This window comes from Paenibacillus ferrarius (assembly GCF_002027705.1).
Taxonomy (GTDB): Bacteria; Bacillota; Bacilli; order Paenibacillales; family NBRC-103111; genus Paenibacillus_E; species Paenibacillus_E ferrarius.
Genome location: NZ_MBTG01000012.1, coordinates 378,792 through 404,299, shown reverse-complemented (window position 1 = coordinate 404,299; position 25,508 = coordinate 378,792). Strand labels below are relative to the sequence as shown.

28 protein-coding genes and 1 pseudogene are annotated in these 25,508 nt (G+C 45.3%); 5 read left to right on the top strand and 24 right to left on the bottom strand.

The window, feature by feature from the left end; all coding sequences use genetic code 11:
- Positions 1-26: 26 nt before the first annotated feature.
- The 16 genes from BC351_RS15170 to BC351_RS42905 form a co-directional block, all read right to left on the bottom strand.
- Positions 27-932 carry a DMT family transporter gene (locus tag BC351_RS15170; protein ID WP_079413401.1) on the bottom strand — a complete coding sequence of 302 codons (906 nt, stop codon included), beginning with the start codon at positions 930-932 and terminating at the stop codon, positions 27-29.
- A gap of 28 nt (positions 933-960) precedes the next feature.
- Positions 961-1,782, bottom strand: coding sequence for a DUF427 domain-containing protein (locus tag BC351_RS15165; protein WP_079413399.1), 822 nt, complete (start codon positions 1,780-1,782; stop codon positions 961-963).
- A 12-nt stretch (positions 1,783-1,794) separates the two neighbouring features.
- Positions 1,795-3,153, bottom strand: coding sequence for an LLM class flavin-dependent oxidoreductase (locus tag BC351_RS15160; RefSeq protein WP_079413397.1), 1,359 nt, complete (start codon positions 3,151-3,153; stop codon positions 1,795-1,797).
- Between the two features lie 30 nt (positions 3,154-3,183).
- Entirely contained in the window at positions 3,184-4,125 is a 942-nt protein-coding gene (locus BC351_RS15155) for an ABC transporter substrate-binding protein (protein ID WP_079413395.1), read from the bottom strand.
- A gap of 20 nt (positions 4,126-4,145) precedes the next feature.
- On the bottom strand, positions 4,146-4,802 hold the full coding sequence (locus BC351_RS15150; RefSeq protein ID WP_079413393.1) for an ABC transporter permease: 657 nt from the start codon (positions 4,800-4,802) through the stop codon (positions 4,146-4,148).
- Entirely contained in the window at positions 4,799-5,941 is a 1,143-nt protein-coding gene (locus tag BC351_RS15145; protein ID WP_079413391.1) for a betaine/proline/choline family ABC transporter ATP-binding protein, read from the bottom strand. The genes BC351_RS15150 and BC351_RS15145 overlap by 4 nt, the downstream gene beginning before the upstream one ends.
- 263 nt (positions 5,942-6,204) lie before the next feature.
- Entirely contained in the window at positions 6,205-7,032 is an 828-nt protein-coding gene (locus BC351_RS15140) for a DUF427 domain-containing protein (RefSeq protein WP_079413389.1), read from the bottom strand.
- Positions 7,033-7,214: 182 nt separating this feature from the next.
- Positions 7,215-7,385 (bottom strand): hypothetical protein, encoded by a 171-nt coding sequence (locus BC351_RS42735; protein ID WP_167388025.1) that lies wholly within the window; start codon positions 7,383-7,385, stop codon positions 7,215-7,217.
- Between the two features lie 125 nt (positions 7,386-7,510).
- Positions 7,511-8,437, bottom strand: coding sequence for a S66 peptidase family protein (locus BC351_RS15135; protein ID WP_079413387.1), 927 nt, complete (start codon positions 8,435-8,437; stop codon positions 7,511-7,513).
- A 173-nt stretch (positions 8,438-8,610) separates the two neighbouring features.
- Positions 8,611-9,090, bottom strand: a complete 480-nt coding sequence (locus tag BC351_RS15130) for a DUF1453 family protein (RefSeq protein WP_079413385.1) — start codon at positions 9,088-9,090, stop codon at positions 8,611-8,613.
- 155 nt (positions 9,091-9,245) lie between these two features.
- Positions 9,246-9,935, bottom strand: a complete 690-nt coding sequence (locus tag BC351_RS15125) for a response regulator (protein WP_079413383.1) — start codon at positions 9,933-9,935, stop codon at positions 9,246-9,248.
- Between the two features lie 12 nt (positions 9,936-9,947).
- Positions 9,948-11,132 carry a sensor histidine kinase gene (locus BC351_RS15120; protein WP_079413381.1) on the bottom strand — a complete coding sequence of 395 codons (1,185 nt, stop codon included), beginning with the start codon at positions 11,130-11,132 and terminating at the stop codon, positions 9,948-9,950.
- A gap of 458 nt (positions 11,133-11,590) precedes the next feature.
- Positions 11,591-12,217 (bottom strand): NAD(P)H-dependent oxidoreductase, encoded by a 627-nt coding sequence (locus tag BC351_RS15115; protein ID WP_341865994.1) that lies wholly within the window; start codon positions 12,215-12,217, stop codon positions 11,591-11,593.
- 70 nt (positions 12,218-12,287) lie between these two features.
- A complete protein-coding gene (locus BC351_RS15110; RefSeq protein WP_079413379.1) occupies positions 12,288-13,337 on the bottom strand; it encodes a sulfite oxidase in 1,050 nt (349 codons plus the stop codon).
- A 64-nt stretch (positions 13,338-13,401) separates the two neighbouring features.
- The gene (locus tag BC351_RS42910) at positions 13,402-13,734 is read right to left on the bottom strand and encodes a hypothetical protein (protein ID WP_208629729.1); all 333 of its coding nucleotides are present in this window, start codon (positions 13,732-13,734) and stop codon (positions 13,402-13,404) included.
- Positions 13,735-13,795: 61 nt separating this feature from the next.
- Entirely contained in the window at positions 13,796-14,380 is a 585-nt protein-coding gene (locus tag BC351_RS42905) for a quinone oxidoreductase family protein (protein ID WP_208629727.1), read from the bottom strand.
- 144 nt (positions 14,381-14,524) lie between these two features.
- Between BC351_RS42905 and BC351_RS43910 the strand changes: the two genes are divergently transcribed.
- Positions 14,525-14,977, top strand: a complete 453-nt coding sequence (locus BC351_RS43910) for a MarR family winged helix-turn-helix transcriptional regulator (protein ID WP_079413378.1) — start codon at positions 14,525-14,527, stop codon at positions 14,975-14,977.
- A gap of 41 nt (positions 14,978-15,018) precedes the next feature.
- Here the strand turns inward: BC351_RS43910 and BC351_RS15095 are convergent, their stop codons facing one another.
- From BC351_RS15095 to BC351_RS15085, 3 genes are read right to left on the bottom strand one after another with little or no spacing between them, the layout of a single operon-like run.
- Positions 15,019-15,669, bottom strand: a complete 651-nt coding sequence (locus BC351_RS15095; protein ID WP_079413376.1) for an MBL fold metallo-hydrolase — start codon at positions 15,667-15,669, stop codon at positions 15,019-15,021.
- 36 nt (positions 15,670-15,705) lie between these two features.
- Complete coding sequence (locus BC351_RS15090) at positions 15,706-16,911, bottom strand: multidrug efflux MFS transporter (RefSeq protein WP_079413374.1); 1,206 nt, start codon at positions 16,909-16,911, stop codon at positions 15,706-15,708.
- A gap of 43 nt (positions 16,912-16,954) precedes the next feature.
- Positions 16,955-17,530, bottom strand: a complete 576-nt coding sequence (locus BC351_RS15085) for a cysteine hydrolase family protein (RefSeq protein WP_079413372.1) — start codon at positions 17,528-17,530, stop codon at positions 16,955-16,957.
- A gap of 121 nt (positions 17,531-17,651) precedes the next feature.
- On the opposite strand from BC351_RS15085, the gene BC351_RS15080 reads away from it, so the two are divergent.
- On the top strand, positions 17,652-18,263 hold the full coding sequence (locus BC351_RS15080; protein WP_079413370.1) for a TetR/AcrR family transcriptional regulator: 612 nt from the start codon (positions 17,652-17,654) through the stop codon (positions 18,261-18,263).
- 571 nt (positions 18,264-18,834) lie between these two features.
- Here the strand turns inward: BC351_RS15080 and BC351_RS15075 are convergent.
- Complete coding sequence (locus BC351_RS15075) at positions 18,835-19,449, bottom strand: polysaccharide deacetylase family protein (RefSeq protein ID WP_079413368.1); 615 nt, start codon at positions 19,447-19,449, stop codon at positions 18,835-18,837.
- A 170-nt stretch (positions 19,450-19,619) separates the two neighbouring features.
- Positions 19,620-19,940, bottom strand: coding sequence for a PDC sensor domain-containing protein (locus BC351_RS15070; RefSeq protein ID WP_244209002.1), 321 nt, complete (start codon positions 19,938-19,940; stop codon positions 19,620-19,622).
- Between the two features lie 384 nt (positions 19,941-20,324).
- Between BC351_RS15070 and BC351_RS15065 the strand changes: the two genes are divergently transcribed.
- The gene (locus tag BC351_RS15065; protein ID WP_079413364.1) at positions 20,325-20,942 is read left to right on the top strand and encodes a TVP38/TMEM64 family protein; all 618 of its coding nucleotides are present in this window, start codon (positions 20,325-20,327) and stop codon (positions 20,940-20,942) included.
- Between the two features lie 190 nt (positions 20,943-21,132).
- Here the strand turns inward: BC351_RS15065 and BC351_RS44330 are convergent, their stop codons facing one another.
- From BC351_RS44330 to BC351_RS15050, 3 genes are all read right to left on the bottom strand, one after another.
- On the bottom strand, positions 21,133-21,393 hold the full coding sequence (locus BC351_RS44330) for a DUF3973 domain-containing protein (RefSeq protein ID WP_079413362.1): 261 nt from the start codon (positions 21,391-21,393) through the stop codon (positions 21,133-21,135).
- A 312-nt stretch (positions 21,394-21,705) separates the two neighbouring features.
- Positions 21,706-22,446 (bottom strand): (S)-benzoin forming benzil reductase, encoded by a 741-nt coding sequence (locus BC351_RS15055; protein WP_158082096.1) that lies wholly within the window; start codon positions 22,444-22,446, stop codon positions 21,706-21,708.
- 139 nt (positions 22,447-22,585) lie between these two features.
- Entirely contained in the window at positions 22,586-24,031 is a 1,446-nt protein-coding gene (locus BC351_RS15050) for a serine hydrolase domain-containing protein (RefSeq protein ID WP_079413358.1), read from the bottom strand.
- A gap of 260 nt (positions 24,032-24,291) precedes the next feature.
- On the opposite strand from BC351_RS15050, the gene BC351_RS15045 reads away from it, so the two are divergent.
- Together BC351_RS15045 and BC351_RS15040 are read left to right on the top strand one after the other, a co-directional pair.
- Positions 24,292-24,738 carry a GNAT family N-acetyltransferase gene (locus BC351_RS15045; protein WP_079413356.1) on the top strand — a complete coding sequence of 149 codons (447 nt, stop codon included), beginning with the start codon at positions 24,292-24,294 and terminating at the stop codon, positions 24,736-24,738.
- 198 nt (positions 24,739-24,936) lie between these two features.
- Positions 24,937-25,478 (top strand): annotated as a pseudogene (locus tag BC351_RS15040) (class I SAM-dependent methyltransferase).
- Positions 25,479-25,508: the final 30 nt, after the last annotated feature.

Here is a 25,508-nt window from a genome sequence, read left to right as displayed (position 1 = left end):
GTGCCCTGCACATGTCTGTCCTTTATTCAGTTGATATCTAGTCCGGACTGCCCGTGAACCCGCTTGAACAAGTCATGATTAGAAATGAAAACGCCTGCCACAATCAAGACTCCACCTGCCAATTGCGTGAAGTAGACAGCATCTCCAAGAAATAAATAACTGGCAATAATCGCGATAAATGGCGGTAAATTGTTAAATAAAGCCGCCGTTCCGGGACCAACCTCGGCAATGCCGCGAATCCACCAAAGTCCAGCGAGTACATTAAGCAACCCTGAGATTAGGAGCAGCATCCACGTGAAGAAACTTCCGTGTATTTCCATTACCCCAATCAACCGTTCACCTGCTGCCATTGGCACCATGAGAATACTGCCAATCAGTGTGGAGTATAGAGAAATAGAAAACGGGGACATCCGCTTGGATAAGCTGGGCGTAAACAAGATGCTAATTGAAAGTCCCAGCATGGCAATGATTAAATACAAATCCCCAATAGATAAGCCCAAAGATTGCCCGCTGAAAATGACAATAACCAAGACACCGCTAAAGCCAATTAATGCGCCAGCCATCTTGCTCCAATGGAGCTTTGATTTCAAAAATATCACTTCAAGAATCAGCGTAGCTAAAGGAGCCACGGCATAAATCAGTGAGGCATTCGCTGCCGTGGACAGCTGTAACCCAATGAAATATAAGGGCTGCTGAATCAATGTAAAAAAGATAGCGGACCCAATTAACAGGCCCCACTCTTTTCTACTCGGGTGCTGGATCGCTTGTGCATTCATGAAGGCTGCCAACCATGCCCCCGTCATGCAGATCCGTAAAAACGACAGGAGTATCGGGGAGAACGCCTTTAGCAAATAGGCGCTTAATACATAAGTGATACCCCAAATCAAGGCTACGGCGAACAAACCGATGAAAGCCGACTTCTTTCTTGTCATTATCCGCGCTTCCTTCTGGTCCTGCTCATCATTGCGGAGCGATCGACTTATAGGGCAGCCGATCTTTCTCTTGCAATAGCCATTGCTCCCCGTCTATATACAGGGCGTCTACTTCTTCATTATAGAAACTTAATAGACCGGCAATTTCGTGAACTTCAGGTAGCGGCTGGGCATAACTCCAAACAACGTCTTTGTACGTTTTCCCTCCAAGCGCTGCTGACCAATAAGAGGCAATCCCTTTGTACGGACAACGTGTTAGGCTATCGGAAGGCGACAGCAAGTCCAATCGGATGTCTTCTTTTGGCAAATAATACCGGGGTGTAAGTCCAGTCTCATAGAGAACAACAGGACGCCGGCTGTCTGCGACCAGTTCTCCGCCGATGTAGACTTGAATATGGCGAGAGCTTGGAATCGCATCAACTCTTGAGTAAGGATCGCGGGCATGCACGAATATTTCCTCTTCCTCCTCATACCAGGCCTCCGCCTTTTTCCAAACAAATGAGAAATAATCATTGAGAAATTCCGTTTCCGCACTAGGTCTGGCATAACTCCAAGCAGCCCGTTCGATGATCGTATCTCCAATTTGAATATGCCAGTAGAGGGCTTCCCCCTTATTCGCATGCTCTTCCGTATGTACGGAAGGAGTCAGAAGATCTGTTCGAACATCCTCTTTCGGGAAATAATACACCGGCAGCTTGCCAGTCTCCGTTACGATTAATACCTTCTTGCTGTCAGCCACCGTCACTCCGGCAAATTGGACACGAATCCATCTTGGACTCACCTCTGCCCGTATTTGCCAACCAGTCCGATCGCCGTCTCGCAATGTCCATTGCGGGTCTGCATGTGCCATACGAATTCCTCCCTATGCCCTTACTTTGGTAAATCGATTAGCAGGACGCTGTAAACTCAAATGATCGCGAAGCGTTTTCCCCGTATATTCGGTCCGAAACAACCCTCTGCGCTGCAATTCCGGAATAACCAAATCCACAAAATCCGTCAGACTGCCAGGCAAATGCGGGAAAGCGATGTTAAAACCGTCAGCCGCTCCGTGAATAAACCATTCTTCCAGATGGTCGGCTATCTGTTCGGGTGTCCCCGCAATGCCTCGCTTATTCGTAATTCGCTGATACAATTGACGAAGCGTCAACGTTTCTTGCTGAAGAATTTCACGAATGCGTTGCAAACCGCTCTTGCTTTGATTGAACTCTGCAATCTCCGGCAGGTAAGGCAGCGGCTCGTCTAAGGGATAGGAAGACACATCTTGACCCAAGTAGTGCGATAGCAAATCCAAGCCTAATTGTTGTGGAGTAAGTTCATCTATCAATGCTAATTGTTCCTTAGCTTCCGCTTCCGTGCGGCCAATAATAGGCATTACGCCAGGTAATATTTTCAATTCGTCGCGTTCCCTGCCGTACTTGGCCATCCGGCCTTTCAAATCCTCATAGAGTCGCTGCCCGTCCTCCAGCATCCCGCCTGGCGCAAAGGTAGATCCTGGCGCGAAGACGATTTCGGCTTTGGCCGCCGCCAGTTCCTTCCCTGCTTCGGAGGCACCCGCTTGGATGAGCACAGGATGGCCCTGCGGCGGCCTGCTTATATTCAAAGGACCTCGAACCTTAAAATCTTTGCCTTGGTGATCCAGATTATGCAGCTTATTTATATCCGCGAAGTATCCGCTTGCTTTATCGAAGAGCAGTGCGTCATCCTCCCAACTGTCCCAGAGGCCTTGCGTCACATCTACAAACTCACCTGCACGTTCATAGCGAAGGGCATGATCCAAATGCTTATCTTTGCCGAAATTACGCGCTTCCTCATCGGTTTGCGAGGTTACGATGTTCCAAGCTGCCCTGCCATTGCTCAAATAATCCAACGTTGCCAGTTTGCGGGCAATATGATAAGGCTCATTGTACGTAGTTGAAATCGTCGCCGCCAAACCGATATGCTCCGTCACAACGGCTAACGCGGAAAGCAGCGAGAACGGCTCAGGACGAATGCTGTTGGAATGACTAACCCCTGACTCAAACCGATCCCATACATACAATTCATCCGCATAAAAGAACATATCGAATTTACCGCGTTCTGCCGTCTGCACAATCTGCTTGTAATAGTTAAAATCAAGCAGTCCCTCCGCATCGGCTTTCGGATGCCTCCAACTGGAGATATGCTCTCCAGCGGGAAAATACATCATAGCTCCGAGCGCCATCTGACGTTTTTCTTTACTCATGTTGTTGCTCCTCCCACACAGGTTATTTCCTTATTTCTTGATTAAGCCTTTGGCTTGCAGCCATTCTCTTGCAACATCCAGTGCTGGCCTTTGTTTAATGTCCACCTGACTGTTCAACTTTTGCATTTCCGCATCCGTAATTTTACCTGCGAGCTTGTTTAAAATTGTTTTTAACTCTGGATGCTGCTTCAGCACTTCATCACGGATAACCGGAATGGCATAATAAGGCAGGAATACGTGCTTGTCATCTTCTAAAACTACAATCGGCTTCACCGTAATTTGGCTGTCGGTCGTATACAGGATCATGGAATCAATTAATTTCTGCTCGATGGCTTGGTATTGAAGCCCTGGGTTTTGAATCGTTTTGATCTCTTTAAACTTCGGATTATAAGTTTTAATTACCGGTGGCCACGCGTCAGGACGATTAATGAACTCCTCTGTCGCTCCAAAAATGAGTTCTCCTGATTTTTCTGCTAATTGCGAGGTTGTTTTAATGCCGTATTTCTCAGCTTGGTCTTTGCGTAAACCAAATGCATAGGTGTTGTTGAATCCAATAGGATCAAGAACTGTAATTTGGTTTTTCTCCGACAATTCTTTTTTGACTTTGTCATAAGCCTTTTGCGGGTCGAACTCCGCTTCTGCTTTAATAATGTTGATAAGGGCAGTGCCTGTATACTCCACATAGGTGTCTACTTTCTTTTCCTTCACCGCATTCCACAGAAGTGAATTGTCAAGCGTCGCCACTTCCGTTTTGAGCTTCGTTTCATTTTCAATCAGCAGCTTAAATGCATTTGCCAAAATATCGGATTCTGCAAAGCCTTTCGTCGCAATATGAATCGTATCGGATGAACTTGAGGCCGATTTGGCACAGCCTGTCAGCGAGACAGCCAGTATGATGGCTAACCCAGCTGTTGTTGCTTTAAGCAAAGGATTGTACGACTTGTTACCCGTTTGATGTTTAAACCTTTTCATTGATAAAATCCCCTCTCCTCTTACCCTGTTATATTCTTTTTGGGGCGCAGGCCCTTTGGGGTTAACCAATGGTTTAGCCCTAATAAAAGTAAATTAACAATAATGACCAGTAGTGATACCGGAATGGCTCCCTCTAGAATCGTATTTGTATTAATCATGGCGATCCCTCGTGTGATGATGTCCCCCAAACCGCCTGCAGCTATGTAAGTAGCTATTGTTGCTAAGCTGATCGTTTGTACAGCTACTAATCGTATGCCTGCCATAATAAAGCTGCGTGCGATAGGCAGCTGAACCATCCATAATAGTTGCCAGCGTGTCATGCCCATGCCAGTTCCGGCTTCAATCAAGGATGGCGACACACTAGAAATGCCTACATATGTATTTTGTAAAATGGGAAGCAGAGCGTATAAGCTAAGCGCTATGATCGCAGGTTTCGTCCCGATTCCGACCAACGGGATCATGAAGCCGAATAAAGCTAAACTTGGTATCGTTTGTATGATCGAAACCACCGTGATAACGCCATTGGCTGCTCGTTTATGTGCGATTAAATAGATGCCCAGCGGAATAGCAATGAGGCAGGCAATGAAAACGGAAATCAGAGAAAGTTCAATATGCTCGGTTGTTTTTTGCACAATTTTCGGCCAATCCGCCTGTACCGTATTCCAGAACTGATTCATACGATCACCTTATCTCTGATCAGCGTTGAGCCAATTCCTTGAATGAAGCTCGTCTGTGTGACGATGCCATGCAGTTGCTGGGATTCGTCAACGACAGGCAAAATATGATAATTCTTTAGCAGATTGGATATTTGAGCGGTGGTGGTTTGTGTATGAATAGAAGGTATATTGGTTCTCATGATATCTTCCACTTTCAGCATGGGGAAATTCTCTTCCCTGGCAAACTGACTAAGTTCATCGACCCCGACAACACCCAGAACTCTGTTCTCTGGACAGGTGACGATCAAATCCCTAGCCTTGTTGAGCTTTAATTGTCCAAAAGCTTCGGAGATCGCTGCTTGCGATTTGATGGATATGGCTGATTCCATCACGTTAACAGCCGTTTGTTCCGTCACAGCGGTTTGGAATCTTTCCGCGCCTACGAATTCGCGTACAAAAGCGTTGGCTGGACTTTGCAGCAGCTGCTCCGGTGTCGAGGCTTGGACAATTTTCCCGTCTTTGAGCAAAATAATCTGATCAGCGATTTTCAACGCTTCTTCGATATCATGCGTCACAAAGACAATTGTCTTCTGGACGTGCTTGTTCAGATGGATCAGTTCTTTTTGAAGCTGTATCCGGCTAATCGGATCCAACGCGCTAAACGGTTCATCCATCAAAATGATAGACGGATTGGCGGCCAGTGCTCTAGCTACTCCGATCCTTTGCTGCTGACCGCCACTGAGTTCATGCGGATATCGGCGGCGAAAATGCGACGGGTCCAATCCGATTAATCTGAGCAGTTCTTCTGTTCGGGCAACTAACTGTTTCTTGGACTCCCCTTTTAACCTAGGAACAATTGTAATATTTTCCTCAATGGTCATATGTGGGAATAAACCTATTTGTTGAATAACGTATCCGATATTTCTTCTTAGCTCCACCGGGTCGAGCGAACTGATATCCGTACCATCCAGCAGTATGTGTCCTTCCTCTGGCTCAATCAACCGATTGATCATCTTCAGGATGGTTGTTTTACCGCAACCGGAAGGACCAATAAGCGTCACAATGCGCCCCCTAGGAACTTGGAGATCAAAGTTCTCTAGAACGAAACCCGAACCGTAATTTTTGCCTACTTGTTTGAATTCCAAAGCAATTTCACTCATGATCGAAACATCCTTTCGCAACAGTAAAAGGCCCCATCCTCCCTTGCGGGAAAATGAGACCTCCAATCGTTTGGTGGATCCCTACATTATTATATTGTGATAATCAATAACCGTATTTCAATATTATAATGATATTTTTCAATTGTCAATGATTATTTTAATTAATCTCATCGGAATAGTATGTTTAAATAAAAAAAGACTTCCTGCTATCAGGTCAGTCTTCAATCCATCATTATTCAGCTGATGGACGAATGGAAGATTGCTTATACTTCACTTGCATTAAAGAAATCAAGAGCAGAACGGAACCATTTGGGTTCAGCCTCTCGCTGACCGTCCACATAGACTTCCACTTTCTCATTATAAAAAGCATACAAACCAGCAATCTTTGGAATTTCCGGTATAGGGTTCTGGTAGCTCCATACGAGATTGTCATATGTCTGGCCGTCAATGTTCGCAGTTAAATATGTCGCAGTTCCTTTGTAAGGACAGCTAGTTTGCAGTGAAGAAGGTGCAAACAACTCCCATCGGATATCATCCTTCGGCAAATAGTAACGAACAGGCACACCTGTTTCAAATACGATAACCGGCCGTTTGCTGTCCGCTAGCTTCACCCCGTTCAAGATGATCTCAATATGCCTTGAGCTGGCAATTGCATCAACGCGTTTGTAGGGATCCCGGGGATGTACAAAAATTTCTTCCTCTTCCTCGTGCCATGTATCGACCTTGTTCCAATAGAAAGCTAGATACCCGCGTATCGCTTCACTTTCTGGAATCGGTTGCGGGTAGCTCCAAACCGCATTTTCAATAACCCGTCCGTCCACTTGAATATCCCAATAGCTCGCATCTCCTTTAAGCGGACAATGTGTTGAATGCACACTCGGAGACAGCAAATCCTTGCGGACATCAGACTCAGGGAAGTAATAGACCGGAAGATGGCCCCGCTCATGCAGCAGCAAGACCTCTTTACTATCTGCAATTGTTTCCCCGCCTACACGAACTCGAACCCGTCTAGGGGTCGTCTCAATCTGAATGTTTTTCTTAGCTGGATTGCCGACTTGACATGTTTGATCATCCACTGATGATTGACTCATTGAAATACCTCCTGAATAAATATCATTTTAAGATAATTAATTATCACTATTAGATAATAACACCGCTTGGATAATATTTCAAGGTTTATTCCCATTAATCCAATAGGGATTAAAATAATGCCTTTAGGAAATAAAAAAAACTGCTCTCCCCTCATATAGTGACGGGAAGAGCAGCCAGATTATCAAACTTGATTCTTAGGGATTCCGTTTAAACTTGGGACATTATCATCGGCCTTGCTGCTCGTCAGCGTTTGTGCTTCTTCGGTGAAATGAGCGTTATTCTGCTGATTATCTTTCTTGTCTGCTTTGTTATTTTCACGGTCATACTTTGGATTGGCGTCATTTTTGGGCATAGCATTCACCTCCATCATCTCTTCCGTTAGTATGAGATGGATGCTTGAATTTTATCCCAAATCGTCAACGAATCCGAAGTTATCTATTCCATACTATGCCCCCGAATTTTCAGAACATACGAACCCTATGACAGAGATACGGTGCTTTCGAGCACCGTCAATTTGTTATCGTTCGCGTTCAAACGAACATTGGCGCCAATTGGGATTGCCGCTTTGTATTTGCCATGTCCGGATGCCAGATTTGTCAATAATGGTTTTCCGAGAGGAACAATTACTTCATTTATCAGATCCTCATACGATTTTCCATACGCTGCTGAGCAATTCGTGCATTCTCCCATGACAATTCCAAGGCAATCGTCGAACTTGCCAGACATTTTCATCCGATTGATCATCCGATAAACCTTGTTAATCGGTTCATGAGTTTCTTCTATCAGGATAATTTTGCCACTCGTATTGATTTCATATGGCGTACCGATAGCATCCGAAAAGGATGTTAAATTACCTCCTACGATACGTCCTGTAACATCTCCCCTTACCCTACCGATCAAAGGAATCCCTTCCGGGTTCAAAATGGTTCTTGTCGGTAAGTATACAGCCGTTGCCTCATAAAATTGATTGAAATTATAGGGAGGCTCACTGGCATCGAAATCAATAAGGAGCAGGCTGTGAAAAGTAATTAAATCGCAGAATTGATAAAGTACATTTAATAAAATCGTGATGTCACTATATCCTGAAATTATTTTGGGATTGCGGTGTATGAGTGAGTAGTCTAGATATGGCAAAATTCCAGCGACTCCAACACCTCCACGTGTGGGAAGTATCATGTTTACATTTGGATTTCTTATCATATTCATGAAATCTAACGCTCGTTGTTCATCTGTCCCTGCAAGGTATCCGTCTTCGAGATAAACGAAGTCACCCACTACAACATGGAAACCCATTCCTTGCAGTGTTCGTATTCGGTCAGTGATCGTCTTCGCACTAAGAGGGGTACCCAAAGTAACAACCCCAATTGTGTCTCCCCGTTTTAAAATTGGTGGTTTGATTGGCATAGACCCCTCCAAATGTAATGACATTTGTACCAGAGTATGCGATTGCGAATGGAATGTGCACGTTTATTTTGTCATCCCAAACCAAAATCAATCAAATATCCATCCAAGTCACTTGCCGAGAACTTTTGCCATCAGCCTACTCCTGCTTAGTGAAAGAGCAGCATTTTATGATTTTATGCTCTTGCTGTTAGTTGCTGTGCGACTTGCGGGTGTTTCATGCAAATGCCAACCAGTCGACCTAATACGATGCCGGCAATAGCAAACAAGAAAGGAATAGAAGCATTCCCGCCAGTAAACGACGCATGCGTTGGAATGACATACGCTAAGCCGAATCTTAAGCCGTAGCGAACTGGAATGGACAACAGCCATACGGCTAAGCCGATGGGAGACCCTTTGGTCATCCAAACGCCGCCTTCCCTGAATACTTTCGTTAATATCCCCTGCCATATCCCGATTGGGAAACCAATCACAGCACCAAGAATAAGAAGCAACCAACCTCCAGCGTCCATACCGGAAATGCTAGATGCAACGTAAAAGCCATACACCAACAAAATTAATGGCAGTATCACCATTCTTCGGTTGACGGTCCTCGTTCCTAACTGTCTTCTTACCATCAAAAAAATGACGGCTAACACTATAAGTATTTGCATCATCGCAAAAGCCCCCTTGGTTTTGGCCGGCTAACCACCGTCCGTTCTGCAACCTATGTTACAGCACCTTGGCAATTTGCGATGCTATCTAGCTGTTGATTTCTGTGAGCTTAACCTATATCTATAGATATAGAACTAGGCTTCCATTTCTGCTCGACTTACTCGACAATACCTTGACGAATCGCATATACGACAGCCTGGGTACGATCATCGACCGCCAGCTTCTGCAAAATACGATGAACATGCGTCTTAACCGTGCCTTCTGAAATGGTCAGCCTCACAGCTATTTGATCGTTCCGCAGTCCATACGCCATCTGCTGCAGCACCTCCTGCTCCCGGCTAGTCAATGATTCCAGCAGGCAGGCCTCCGATTGCTCCGTATACGCCGCAGTCAATCCCCCGGCTTCACGTTCGCTCAACACGTCAGACAATGCCTGGCCTGCTTTGGCTGTACGGTAAACCGCCTCGCCGCGGTAAGCAGAGCGTATCGCTTGCAGCATATCCTCGGAATCGGCATCCTTCAGCAAGTAACCTACTGCCCCTGCTCGAATACCCTCATACACATATTCATGTACATCAAATGTGGTCAAAATGACGATTTTCGTTGCAGGCAGCGCCTCTATAATTTGTTTGGCCGCCTCAATCCCGGTAAGCTTCGGCATTTGCACGTCCATCAAGACGATATCCGGCTTCCATCTCAGGCATTGTTCCACAGCTGCTTCGCCATCTGCCGCCTCGCCCACTACCTCCATGTCGGATTGCAGGCGGATTACATAACCAAGTCCCTGTCGGATCATCGTCTGGTCGTCAACCAACAGGATGCGTATTTGTTGTTGCTGTACCTCCACCTAATCTTCCTCCTATACCATTAAAGGTATGCGTACTTTTACCTGAAGACCGCTTGGCACTCCGGCTGCAAACTCACAAGTGCCTCCAAGGGACGCCGCGCGCTGCTGAATCCCGTGCAAGCCAAAACCAAAATGAAGTTCCTGCACACCAGCCAGCTTGCCGTTGTCGGCAATTACCATGAATATTTCACCTGCGCTTTTGTAGATATTAACGCTTACGGATGTTGCTTCCGCATGCCTAGTTATATTCGTTAGTGCTTCCTGCAAAATCCGATACAGGACAATGAGCAGCTCTGAAGGCAGGTCCAAGCCATCCTCTGCATGAAAAATACCTTGCAGCCCTGAGTGATTTTGTGTTTGCGATAAAAGCGCCCTAAGCGAGTCGATGCCTAGATGATGCCTGTCGTCAGCCAATGCATGGACAGAGCTGCGGATGTCCTTCAAGCTTTGCCGCGCCACGGCAAGCATATTCTTCACAGCTTCGCGCGCCTCATCAGGACCGCCAGCGACCATATACTGTACAGCTTGCAATTGTACGATCAATGATGTGAGACTGTGTCCAAGCGAGTCGTGAATATCCCGGGCAATCCGGCTCCGCTCTTCCAGCACCGCATGATGCATGGACACAAGCGTTGCCTCTTGCAGTTCTTCATGCGCCTTCTGCAAAGCCTCCAAATGCTGTTGGATCCGTCTGTGATATTCATTGCGGTAGGCAATACCTCGAACCCCAAAATAAACACCCGCAATGCTGACTAAACTCCACAGCCGATTTTCCAGCGAGTCCGGAAACATCAAGGAGAGTGCGATCATTTCCACGATAATCCCCCAGCCAACCCATTGAATGTAACGATTCCCTGCTCTACTGGTCATAAAACCAACCAAGATGAGCTGCAGCGATACATTCCAATAGCCGGAGTGGAGCAGGATTACATTGATCACATGCATAAGTGCGATCGACACAGAAATAACCGCCAGCCCCCGTAAACTATAACTCTTCCCGCGAGGGAACCAGCACAGTAACAAGTACCCTAGCAGGAACAGCCACTCTATCCACGATTGGGCAAAAGAGGGATACTTCATAGTGTCATGTATGGTAACGGCAATCGCGATGTACGACGCTACAGTTCTTACCCACAGCTTCTTTTGCATTGGAGCCGGAGCTTCCTTGCTCTGATGCAGTTCTTCTTCTTCCGACATACCTTCACGTTCCTTCTTTGCGCAAATATCATTGGAAATCTTCTAACTTGATATTACCATATAACTAAAATCAAACGTACGATGTTATACGTTCTGCAAGCGAGGCAACTCCGAAATCATAAAAAAGCGGGGACTCATTGCATTGGAATTAATCCAATGTAATGAGCCATTAAAGGGCCAATTGCCAGCTTACACTGGAAATAATCCAATGAATATCTCCATTGAACCTCACAATGGCTGCTTTATGCGATACTGCATTGGAGTTTTTCCAATGAAATCGCCCATCCAGCTTTTCAAACTAGCCTGCATTGGAGTTAATCCAATGAAATCCACTTTTTACTTCAGCCCTTTATCGAGAGGAAGGCTCCTGCTTTACTTAGAAAGTGGTCCCCCCGTTCTCTCCGAGAATTTAGTCAAAATAAAATACACCACGAACATTTGCGTCCGCGGTGCTGCCATTATTTCTGAGCCATGCTTATTTTTTGTTGCATTTCTTCAAACATTCGTTTCCTTGCTATTCGAGGATCAAGTTCAGGATCCAGGATATGTCGGATGAATGGTTGGGTGCTCATTTCAATCTGTTCGTCCGTTGCTTGTATCGCGCCGTAGAATTTGAAATACGGGAGCATTATCATGCTAACTTGGTTGGCAAAGGCTTGCAAGGGACGAGTCAGCTCGCTTATGGTGTAACCGATCAAGCCGCCGGCCTGGTAAGTCTCTCGGGCACCGCCGATAGAGATGGCGAGCACGAGTTCTTTGCCAGCTACTTTTCTGCCTCCAGGCCCGAACAGCCAAGTAGTTGTAAAGACTTCATCCAGCCATTGCTTTAGCAAAGAAGGTGTACCATACCATTGAAGCGGGAATTGCAGCACAAGACGATCATGTTCAGCGATAAGGTTTTGTTCGCGAGCAATGTCAATTGTTTTATTCGGATAGGCTGCATACAATTCGTGCACCGTTACTTGACCTGCATGTTTGTGCAATTCCGTTACCCACCGCTGGTTCACGCGCGACTGCCCCAAATTGGGATGAGCCACGATAACCAGTATTTTCAAATTTCCGTCCTTCTTTTCTTCAACAAACAAGATAAAATCACGCTCCTTGACTCTATTTTATTTTTGATTGATTTGTAAGTCAATATAAAATCAAAAAAAATTAATCCACATAAACCTGAATTTGAAAAATTGCGTTGTTTTCATAACCTTTCACATTCCAATCCGCCTGAAGAGGCTGGGTATTGCCTTTGTCATCTGTCGCCTTCACCCTAATAGAGTAAGTTCCAGGTTCGGATACTTCCCATTCCCACCTCCATCTTCTCCAGCTGTACTTCTCCTCGGAATCAATCCATAACACGTGATCCCATGTCTCTCCATCATCAAAGCTAATCTGAACCTTATTAACGATCCCATGACCTGACCATGCTGTACCTGTAATGAAGTGCCTCCCTCTTCTCATAATAGCTTGATCTGTGGGCTGGGCAATAACGGAATTCACCTTCATCAGAGTAACAGGTCTGCGCTGAGAATCTGTTTCGGAGCGGTAAATGACATAATCATTACTTTGGAAAGGTCCCAGAAACGCGTGATCTACAGCCACAATGCGGCTAAGCCATTTGACAGAAGCCATGCCATACCAGTTCGGAACGATTAATCTTGCGGGGTATCCATGTTTGTAGGGTATTGGTTTTCCGTTCATACAGAGAGCTATCAATGTATCGGGATGCATGGCTTTTTCTACTGGAAGGCTTCGGGCAAAAGAAAACATACCTGGCAGGTCCGCACGTTCTCCTGTATCCATTCCTTCAAATATGACTTCCTTAACATCAGGCATTATTCCAGCAATCTGCAGAAGTGTTCGGAGGGGAACTCCCGTCCAGAGCGCATGGCTTACAGCTCCCTGCTCCCATTGATCCCCTTTGGTTTTGGGCTGGAAATAGGCCCTCTTGTTGCCTGCACATTCCATTGTAACGGGCAAGGTGATTTGGGGGCATTGAAATAGCGCTTGATAACTGATAGAGATTGGTTTATGGACAAGTCCCTCAATCTTGAGCGCCCAATCGTTCGAAGGCAATACAGGATAAGGAAAATGATTGCGGAGATAATACTGAAATTCTGGTGTAATCCTGCTCGAAAGTGATAACATGGGGAATTCCTGATTTTCTGGAATAATGGAGCGGGGAATCCGCCCGGCATAATAGAGATCCATGTAAGGCTCCTTTCTAAGCAAGCAATGTTCTCTATTCTATGAAGGGCGGACTTCATTCATTCTTTTAGCAAAGCGCTCTTTCCGTTTCCACAGTCGGGACGAACACAACCCGTTCCCCCATCCCCATGGGGGCATTCCAAACTTCCTCCACTTGGGAAAGTGGAAAAGAGACCGAACTCACTTTAAGCTTGCCAGCCGAAATAGCGTCGATTAGCGCCGGAAATTCGGCCACATACCCAGCAGTCGAAACCGAACCTTGGCCACTGCCAACCACTTGAAAGTTGGCAGATCGAAGTGCAGCAGAAGGCACAGCGGCAGTAGGACCAGCAACGGAACCAATTTGGATCCAAGTTAGCTTTCGGCTCCGATCTGATCTTTGCGTCAGCAGCGGGAGCATCGCAAGCTCAGCAGGCTTCCCCCAGAGATAGTCAATGACGATGTCAACTTCAGATGCTGCTTCACCAAGCCGCCTCAGGGTCGTCTGCGAGTGAAACGATAACGTCCGCGCCTAACGCTGAAAGAGAATTGAGCCGATTCTGATCACGTCCGGCACCGATAACCTGACTTGCACCAAAAAGCTTGGCAATCTGGACAGCCATCTGTCCGGAATTGCCTGTCGCGCCAAGAACCAGAACCTTGTGCCCAGGCTGAAAATCAACTCGGCGCCGAAGAGCTACCCAGGATGACATCGCTGGATTCATGGCTGCAGCGATTAGAACAGGATCAACACCTTCAGGCAAAGGTACACTGCGTCGCAAGTCGATGACCGCCTTTTCTGCGAACGTACCCAGAGATGTGTCCGGTGCTACAAAATAGGCCAACTGACCATTAGGCAACCTCCCAACACCATCAATACCGGGGATTAACGGCAGCTCGTCGGAGCTGCTGTAGTGAGAACCGTTGGCCTGAGATCTCACACGATTGTGCAAGCCCGCAGCAAGAACGTCTACAAGGACCTCACTACTTTCAGACGGTTCTGGCGTATTCATCAATTCGTATTTCGGAGCACAATCGAACGAACGTACTACAGCAGCAAACATCATATGGACCTCCATTCTCAGCTTCTGCCGAGAAATTAGTTTGTGTTACAAACAATATAGTTTGTTTCACGTACAAAGTCAATGACTGCTGTGGTATAATGTGAAGAGAATGAGTGTCCAAATACAGCGAAATCTGGAGTGAATCCCATGAACAATGAGGCCCCATCTGATAATCAAAGCGAACTTTCGATCGTCGATAGCTTAGTACAACTATCCTACCTTGTCCAGACAGTTCTCGGCCGAGTTGGAGCGGGCCATGATCTCTCCATTATTCAAATTCGACTGCTCGGAATCCTCCGGGATCGCGAGCCGAGCATGTTGCAGCTAGCCCAATATCTAGGCCTAGACAAATCCAGTATTACCGGTCTTGTCGATCGAGCTGAACGTCGTGGACTCGTCGAACGAACGATCTCTCCAACTGATCGGCGTGGATTCAACGTAAGAGTAACTTCTGCCGGACAGCAACTTATAGATGTGGTCGGCAACGAGATCAAGCATCAAATAAATGCCGTAATCGAAGGTCTTATTGAGTCTGAACGCGCACACCTCACGGAACTTGCAAGCAAAGTTTTAGGCACTTCACGAGTTGAAACCAAATAAGGACGCCTGCTGGGCGCCCTTATCCAAAGTTCTGTTCATATTTATTTGTACGACATGGTGACGACACCGGCATAACGGGATAAGTTTTCTTTGCTTACTTCCAAAGTATTTACTTCCGTCGACTTCTGTCCTACAGCGTTAATGAACTTATCTGCTCTATCGAAAACAATTCGTCCCAATATCCCCAAAGCTTTGGTACTGTAATGCATCGGAATTGCAACAGTGGCCTGCAACTGATGCATCACTTGAGCTGCCTCTGCCCCATCAAGCGTCATCCTCCCTCCAACGGGAACAATGAGGATATCCACTTTGCCGATTTGCTGCACTTGTTCCTCCGTCAACAGATGTCCCAAATCACCGCAATGACATACCGTCAAACCGTCCATATGGAAGCGAAAAATAATATTAGGCCCTCTTTTCTGACCATTTACCTTGTCATGAAATGTTTTAAATCCGCTAATGATCACATCGCCGCGGACGTAAGCCTTTGGCTCATTCACAAGCAGGTAGTCGCCTGAAGCAGCCTTAATTTTATTATGATCTCCATGATCATGCGTTACGACAACGATATCCGATTCAATGGGAACTGGCATGCGGTAGCCAAGAAATTTATAATAAGGATCAATAAGAACCCTTGTTCCAGCCTCAGATGTAAGTAAAAAAGATGAGTGGCCAAACCATTTTATCTGCATAAAAAAAGCTCCTCTCTTGCATTTGACTTGAGCGTCTCACATGACGAGCTTCTCATTGTTGTTGAGCTTCCTATAGACTTTATAATATACCCATATCGCGTTCAACAATAGCAAAACACCGGTGATTAGGAATACATATTGGACACCAAGCCAAGCCGCCACTTGTCCCCCTAGAACAGCACCTCCGAATACACCTAGATACCCTGCTGACATAGCAAATCCAAATACTCTGCCCGTCAAGGAAGCCGGCGTTATTTTCTTGATTAGGACATTGACAGAAGGCGTCAACCCCGCTGCCGTTAATCCTAATACAAAGCGAAGGCCCATCAACTGCCACGGATTGCCGACGAAAGCTTGCGGTATGAAAATGATTCCAGCCGCAACAAGCGAGAACAGCATCACTTTGTGGACACCAATGCGATCTGATAGTTTGCCAAGCCTTGGCGCTGCAACGATGTTCGCCAGTCCCGACGCGGAGAAAGTTAGTCCGGCAATCAGGGCAATATGACTGGAATTATGGGACAATTGGGTAATATAAACGGTAATAACAGGTTCTATCGAATATAAAGCCACCGTTAATACAAAAAAAGTGATAAACATGGTGATCGTTAAACTTTTCTCAGGTAAGAGCCGCCATAACTCCTTGAGCGACAGAAGTTTTTTATCCTCGCGAGTGAAAGATTCCTTGACGAATAAGGCAGTTGTTAAGAATGCGATCAGCAGCAGCCCGCCTGTAATGAAAAAAACGTTTTGCAAGCCAAACCCCTCTTCAATAAAACCGCCGATCGAAGGTCCAAGCAAAGAGCCGGCAATACTTGCTGTAGAAATGGTGCCCAGCGCATACCCCGTGTGTTCCTTATCCGTTTGAGTCGCAATTAATGTCGTGCAAGCTGTAGCATAACCTGTGATTACACCCTGCAATAATCGTAATCCTATTAACATATACACATTAGTGGCGAATCCCATGCAGCCGATTACGATCGCCATACCAAGGCTTGCCCGCAATAGCATCGGCTTACGCCCAAATTTATCGGCAGCAAGTCCCCATATCGGTGAGAAAATAGCTGAAATAATATAGGTTATCCCAAATGCAAATCCGGATAATTGGGCAATCGAGGCTGTATTCGTAACTCCAAGATGATGGATATAAAGCGGCAATACAGGAGCAAGCATACTCATTCCTACGCCGGAAACGAACATTCCGAACCAGCAAACGATTAAGTTTCTTTTCCATATCGGCATGAAGTTAAGCCTTCTTTCGCAGGGCCAATAAGGACCCTGATTATTAATCCAAAGTTTCTGCCCATGCAGCTGCAGTCATGACATCCGCTTGACGCGGGAAAACTTTCTCAATGAGCACACGGTGAACCTCAGGGTCGGCATCCAGGCAGGCATCTGAAAGTACAGTAAGCGCAAAGTCTTTGTCTGCTGCTTCACGCAATGTCGATAGGACGACGCCGCTCGTGGCAATGCCGCCGAGAACCAGCGTGTTGATCTGGCGGGAACGCAGGATGACTTCCAGATCGCTACCGGCAAATGCGCTGACACGAAGCTTAGTCACAATTGGCTCGCCCGGCATAGGCTCCAAAGAAGAATGAATTTGCGCAGCTGCATCCGTTGGGCTCATGGCGCCCAATCCCGATTCAGAAATCCGTGAGAACGACTTGTTCCGCGGACTTATCTCAGGATGGCCATCACGAAATGCGAGCCGCACAAAAATAACCGGGATGCCGTTTCGCCGCGCTGTTTCCAAAGCTTTTTGGAACGGAACCAACGCTTCGCTAAGTTCCGCGAAACGCGAAGTAATCGCATTTTGTACATCCATGAGCAAAAGCGCAGTGTGACTAGATTGATTTAGCATATCTTGAACGCTCCTTTTTATTATGTTAGTATTAAGCGGAGAACTCTCCATTTATAATAAGCGGAGATGTCTCCACTTGTCAATATTGCTTCACAATTGATGTTTAGGAAGTGATGAAATCGTGAATGATACAGAAGAAAATCAAGGACGCTCCGAACGTCGCGATGCTGCCGAGAACCGCCAGCGCATCTTAGATGCAGCCATCCGGCTATTCGAGCATAACGGCGTCGAACAGGTCAGCATGAATCAAATTGCCACAGAGGCAAAGATCGGTCCAGGTACGCTATATCGCCGTTATCGCAACAAAAGCGAATTATGCCTGGATTTGATGAAAGAAAACATCGTTATTCTTTTTGATAGTATTGAAGCTCATTTGACCCAAAATCGGACAGCACCTGCCAGTCAGCGGTTAAAAGGCGTCCTCACTTTATTTATCCGGTTCAGGGAGAAAAAATCCCAGCTGCTTACAGGCGTCGAGGAATCCACTACGTCGAATCGCTTTAGATCCCGAACGCAAAGTCCACTGTATGTTGAGCTGCATCAACTGCTCGTCGGACTGTTGGACGAAATGACGGCAACTGGACAGACTCCACCGGACAGCGTGTTCAAAGCCGATATGCTGCTGATGGCGTTAAGCAGTGATTCCTATTCCTTTCAAAAAGAAGAGCGAGGCTATTCGTCCGAGAAGTTTTTGGAACAAATTTGGCTTACGTTCAATTTTCACGGCGTTTAGAGATAGGTTTTATCGTGCAGGTACAACAAACTATACTTCTCATTGGAATTTGTCCATTGAAATCAGCCGTCAAAGGGTTAAGTGCCTGTTTTCATTGGAAATACTCCAATGGAAATATTCATTAAACCTCAAAGTGCCTGCTTCTTAGATTATCCATTGTAGTTTATCCAATGCCATTGTCCTTCAAGCTCTTCAAACTAACTATTCATTGTAATAAATCCAGTGGAACAAGCTTTGCACTTCATCCATTCTTCTGGAAAAAGGGGCTTCCTGCTTTTCGTACACCAATCATTCATTACTAAGAATAACCGTCAGGGAAAACATCCTGACGGTCCTTTTGCGTGTAAACCCATGCTTTTGTCCATGGGGAGGGCTGGATGTGGGGTTCCAACCGCATGGTACCAATCAGTCGAAGGAACATCGACGAACAATGTGTTTCCATTTTACGACTTCAAGCCGCGTAATAGATTGATTGAGTTCGTTAACACAAATACAACATGAACGAAAAGAACCTAGCCAACGGCTAGGTTCTTTTCGAGATTCTATTTACTATCACGATCACTATTTTTGATTAAGATTCCCGCATATGTAAGAGCTCACTAACCGTTACAAGCTGATATCCTTCTTCTGTTAATTCCTTGGTCAAAATTCGAACGGATTCGATGGTTTGAGAGCGGTCCCCGAAGCCGTCATGAAAGAGAAGGATGCTCCCGCATCCAACCTGCTTTCGGGTTGAATCGAGAATATGCTCTACGCCAGGCATCTCCCAATCTTTGGCTTCTCCGTTGAGAGCTCCTATGACATGATACTCCAGTTTGGCAGTGATCGCGTGGATTTCCAAGTTATAGTCGAGGTATGGAGGACGCATAACAGCAGGCCGGACGCCTGTTACCTGTGTAATTATGCTCTCCGTATCGACAAGCTCGCGCTCGCATGCGTCCAAACTAATTTGAGTCATATGAGGATGGGAGTAAGAATGGTTTCCAATTTCATGTTTCCTGACATGGACTTCCAGAGCGGTCTCGGGATAAAGTTCGATTTGTTTACCTATCATGAAAAACGTAGCTTGACCAGAAACCTCTTCGAAAATATCTAACAATTGCGGAGTATAGATTGGATTAGGGCCATCGTCGAATGTAAAAGCAATAGCTTTGTGTGATGTTGAAACACGATGAATGATTTCCATACTTTCAGTCACCTTCTCTCAACTTTATGATCTCAAAATGATGTGAAAATTGCAACTATTTTCTCTCTCCGCCTGAACGTTTCTCTGATAGAGCGCGGAGCGTCCTTTGATTGTCGGTCCGGTATTGACAGGGCTCCCATCCACCTTGCAAATAAACCGGACCTTCATCGCTACTTTAGCTGGAAAGCTGATCGTTGCAGCATGGTTGGCGGTGCTACATCATGGTACATCCTACCGACGGAGAAATAGTGCCATAATTTAATATCATTAATATCATAACTCGCCTCGAGGTCTCCGTAAGGTACGATAACAATAACTTTCCAGTCGGTACCTGTTATCGTTTGATAAACGATCATTTGTTTCGATTTGGCGCTGTAAAAGGAACCAGAGAGGTTGGAGCTGATATTAGTAAAAATGCTCGGATCCAGCTTTGTATTGATTTGCTCAGGGTCGGGATAGGAAACAATCGTTCCAAATTGATCAATTATCATGCCAAGCCCGTGCTCACCCAACTGGATTTCATTTAATATTTGCTGTGTAGCCAGAAGGGAAATATCGATCGCCAAATAACCGTTTTGTTCGGCAAAACGAAACTTTTACGCATAAGTCAAAATAGGGATGCTCATCCGCCTCCCTGCTTTGTCGGTGTACTGGTCGTTCATACCATAATAACGTGAAATCTTCCCTGTTAGATCCATACGATCTAGCCACGATTCATTCTTCATCGAATAATAAGGTGCTTAATAAATATTTTGAATATTTTCAACAAATTGAATAAAATCAGTCATAATTCAATGAAGAATGTTTGTGTGTTACACTAAATATGATCAACACGGCCAGAAGAAAGAATCAGACTAAGGGAGACACACTACCAAATGAAGAAATGGTATACCATCTGCATATATCTCGTACTCATACTCATTGTCTATGTATTCAAGGATGAAATTTTGCATTGGATGCAATATGGGGATGCGCCAGTTCTGCTTATTTTTGCAGCTGCGCTTGGGTTTATTATCGTACCGGTCATCCCCTACAAAATAGTAATCGGCATGCTCGGGTTCATGTACGGTCCATTGCTGGGCGCTTTGATCAGTTGGACTGCCGCTTCCGTCGCGTCTGTCATTGTTTTTTGGCTGGCACGCTACTTGTTTCAAAAGCAGGGCCGTGCTTACTTGTCCAAGTACGAGAAGTTGGAAAAGCTCCAAGCCGCGATTGAAAAAAATCCGTTCCTGACTATTTTATTAGCTCGACTCATCCCGGTTATCCCTCAAGCTGTCGTTAATGTCATTCCTGCCATTACTTCCGTTCCGGTCGTTACATTCGCCGTTGCGTCCGCGTTGGGCAAAATTCCTGCTATGCTCCTGTTTGCGTTCATCGGCAGCAATCTGTTTGCCGGCACCAGCAAGCTCGTTTTGTCCGTTGGCGTGTATGTCCTTTTTTTGGCTGCCGTCTACGTTGTTTACCGCGTCTGGCTCAAGAAGCGATGGCTTTAAGCAGATGCTTCCGCCTGACATTAATCCAAGTGTCTTCCGTTGTCACCAGAAAACGGTTTAAATCAGGTGATTTAAATCGCACGCTATTGTGTTCTTTACTTACTTATTAAAAGTGACAGAGGGCTTCCTCTCGGCAGCCCTCTCATTATTGAACTATCCTTCTTCGTTAGCGTCCCTTTTTCGAGTATTATTATGCTCTCCAACTCTCAACGAATTCCTTAATATAATCATGTGTAGATAAAGAAATGAGTATATTATCCATCTTTGAACTATTATTTTGGACTGCTTGGTGTATATGATCTTGTATCAATCTATTGTCTTCTTCGTCACACATACCTAGATGAATCCTTGAACCAGTACGTGTATCTATATAAAATCCTTTCTCAAAAACCCTTCCATGGTTATATCTGTCATCGTGTAGTCTTGAACAAACGATACAATAATAACACATTCTCCTTCACCTCTTCTTATGAAAGTATTTTAACCTGATTCTTCCCTTCAACGTATTTTGAAATCAGAATATGGTAAAGTGTTGCGATAAGTGCAAGTCCTTTGAGATCGTATTGATAAAATTTCAACACGTAAGCAAAAGATCTGCTTCAGCATTATTAAATTTCAGTAATATCAACTATTCCAATGCAAGTTGAAGCGTTGAGTAGTGTTTCTTTTTTCTCAACACTCAGAAAGTACAATCAGCATTAGCCTCTCCAGATGATTGCGATGCGCGGTTGTTTCTTGATTGTTGTTGGCATAACACCCGCCGCTATCCGTAGAGTTCTTCAACAACATTGCCCTGAATAAATTGATCCCCAAGCAATAAATGGACTAATTGCTCAGCTGCAGCAGCTGGGGTAGCAAGCATCCCGCGATCTTTTACCATTTTGAAAATTTCCGCAGAAGCAAACGTTTCTTGATTTGTATTTCTTGCTTCTTCCTGTAAACACGTATCAATCATCCCTGGCCAAACGGATACTACCTTCACAGCGAATGCATTGTTTCCTTGTTCGACCCCAGCACATTGCGTGAAAACATCCAAGCCAGCCTTTGAAGCCGAATAAACACTCATTCCAGGAAGATGATGTTTAGCAGAGCTGGAAGAAATATTCAGTACCCGTTTCTCAACCAGAAGTTCCTGGGATAAACGAATGAATAATGAGGTCAATAACATCGGAGCAAGTAAATTCACGGTAAGATTATGTTTAAATTCTTGAGTACTTCCTTGTTCAACCCGCGATAGCGGCGAAATGACTGCTGCATTATTAATCAAATAGACTCCTTCGATATTTGCCTTATCCATTTTACTGAATGCCTTTTCCATCAGAGTATCTACTTGTTCGATGTTGTTTAAATCAAATTCCAGATAATCCATGTTATTGCTTTTTGCCATTAAGCTTTCGTTGATATTTCTTGATATACAAATCAAGTGATGGTCCGGAGAAATCAGCTTATAGGCAATTGCCTCGCCTAGACCGCGCGATGTCCCAGTGATTATAAAATACTTCAACTGCATCTCTCCTTTTTTAGTACCTAGTACTAGTATCTACCCAAATATAACCCATTATATGGAACTAATCAATATACGAAAAAAAGAGCAGCTGCCATGGCAACTACTCCTTTTTTATTAAACTATCCGTATCTCTTAATTAAAACCGTTCGCCTCTCATCAGTAGCGTGTCTCGCGGCCCGAAGTTAACGTTCGGAGTAATTTCGAATATGAGTTGTGTCCCCTCTATACGGCAAACGACGGTATGGCAAAACGGTGTCTCTAAAAATCTCACAGTCAGTTCCAGCGTATCCGAATCTCTCCAAGTGAAGCTGGCTGCTATTTGCTGTTCCAAGCCTTGATTCAATTGGGATTTTTGTTCGATCCAAGCCCCCCGGCCGCACCGGAAATGGTGATCGTCTATGTGATCCCTAATGTTGATGCTGGCTTCACCCTCGTCAAAGCGAATAGCGAACGTGTCCCAACGCAGACTATTTTCCTCAAGTTGATACTTCCCGGCAAACACCGTTTCATTGTGAGATGAGATCCCTAATTGCGGTGGTTGTATGCGCAACTGCTGTAACCGCTCCGCTAATTCGATTGCGGATTCCTCTAAATACGGCAGTGGTGTTGGCGCCATAGCTGGCAGCAAGTGCGTCCATACCGCTTCAAGTACAGCTTGCATATTATTCAGTCCTGCTGTAATCGCAATGACAGCATTTTGCTGCGGCATTACGATGCAAAATTGGCCGAACGCACCGTCGCCCCTGTATGCATCATGTCGGCAGCTCCAGAATTGATAGCCGTATCCTTGAGCCCAATCGCTCTCGCCGCCGTCGCCGTTCGAAATTTGCTTCGAAGTTGCTTCGGCCACCCATTCTTCAGGAATGATACGAGCTCCGTTCCATATCCCCTGCTGCAAATAAAGTTGTCCGAATTTGGCGATGTTTTCCGTTGTAAGGCTAAGCCCCCATCCACCTGCCTGAATGCCTCGCGGACATGTTTCCCACGTTGCATGATAGATCCCGAGTGGATCGAGCAAACGCGGCTGCAAGTAGTCCATCAGAGATTGTCCGGTTACTTTGTGTAAAATAGCAGAAAGCATATAAGTAGCCCCGCTGTTATAAATGAATTTACTTCCCGGTGCGTACTCGACCGGCTGCTGCAGAAAGGCTTCGACCCAGTTGCCGTTCTCACTCTTTGTAAGCGCGCCCATCGTATCTTGCGCGTGTCCTGTTCCCATCATCAGCAAATGCCGAATTTGCATGGCAGACAAATTCGGCAATACCTCATTCGGCGTCTCATCAGGAAAAAACGATAAAACTTGATCGTCCAGAGAGAGGATGCCTTCCGAAACGGCCAGACCGATAGCGGTTGAAGTAAAACTTTTGCTGAGCGAAAATAGTAAATGTGGAAGCTCAGCTACATACGGATTCCACCAGCCTTCGGTGACGACGAAACCGTTTCTGAGCAGCATGAGGCTATGAAGCTCCAGATTCTGTGTTTCCACCGCTCCCAGAAATGCCACAATGGCTGACGAGGGCAGACCCTGTGCCTCAGGGGTGCTGCGGGGCAAAGAAAGCTCGTTTTTCACATTCAAACTCATAGAATAACCACTCCATCCCAACTCAAAGTTTGGTAATCAATATGACTTCGTCACCCTGCTCTATGTGAATACAACCCCTTTGATCTAACATTATATGAAACTTTTGAGATCGTCTACCATTTTCCACTTTGGACATGCATTCCTAAGGGTTACCCGACAGCCTGCCCTGCTAACTATGAAAAAACTTTAATTGATTTGCATATATATTCACTATAATGTATTATTATACAAAACTAATAGACAAAACAGGAGAATTTACCATGACACTTTATCTAAGAAATGCTCAACCTAATGATCTAGACAACTTAACCGAGTTAATGTACGAATACATCGTTGGTTTTTATCAAAAACCTAGACCAGCTACCGAAAAAGTACATGCTTTGATTCAAACGATGTTGGAAGAGCAAAAAGGTATTCAGTTTGTAGCAGAACAAGATGGGAAATTAATTGGCTTTGCTACCTTATACTTTGCATTTAGTACGATGAAAGCTGACAAAATCACGATTATGAATGATCTCTTTGTGCTTGAGCCGTTTAGACATACAGAAGTGGAAGCCGAACTGTTTGTACACTGTCAAAATTATTCGCGAGATCATGGATATGCCTACATGTCATGGATAACAGCTACTGAGAATAAGCGAGCGCAGCACTTATTTGATAAATTAGGCGGAGTCCAAGGGGATTGGGTCAACTATTCCATCCAGTAAGCAAAGATAATCTGATATGAATTCGACAAGATCGCGCATGTACTGGCGGTCTTTTTGCGTTCTCGTTTCCCTCAACCGGCGATTCAAATGACTATTCAGTTTTTCTTCAGAATTCCTTTATATTTTTCTTCGTTCGTTCTGCAGAATATTTCTTTACGATGTAGTCATCGGAAATACCGAAGGGAGAGAATCACTTACATGTTGAGTGGTATAAAAGATCAACTGCTTTTTCTATATAAGTTCATGCGTGCGCCGAAGCAAATTGGCAGCGTGACACCCAGCTCCGTTTATCTAGCCAAAAAGATGCTCGAATCCGTTCCCTGGGAGCAGGTACAGGCGCCATAACCAAGCAGATGAATAACGTCTTACTGGAAGATACACAAGTTGTGTTATTCGAGAAAGACTCATTCCTGCGCGGCCAATTGATTACACGATTTCCCGACTATACGTGCCATGAGGACGCATGTTTGCTTCAATCGGCCGTGCAGAGCGAAGGAATCAATGAACTGGATTGCATCTTAAGTGGACTTCCATTTTTTAATTTTCCAGAGCCATTGCGCGAGAAGCTCATTCAGCAAATCCAAGTCTCACTGAAACCTGGGGGTCTATTTATCGCCTTCCAATATTCGCAGCAGATGCGAAAACGTCTCAACCGACAATTCGATATCGAGCATATTCATTTTGTACCCTTGAATGTCCCCCCTGCATTCGTATACGTCTGCCGCAAAAGGTTACCCTGAAGCGAATGACAAATCCATATAAGGAGGCTA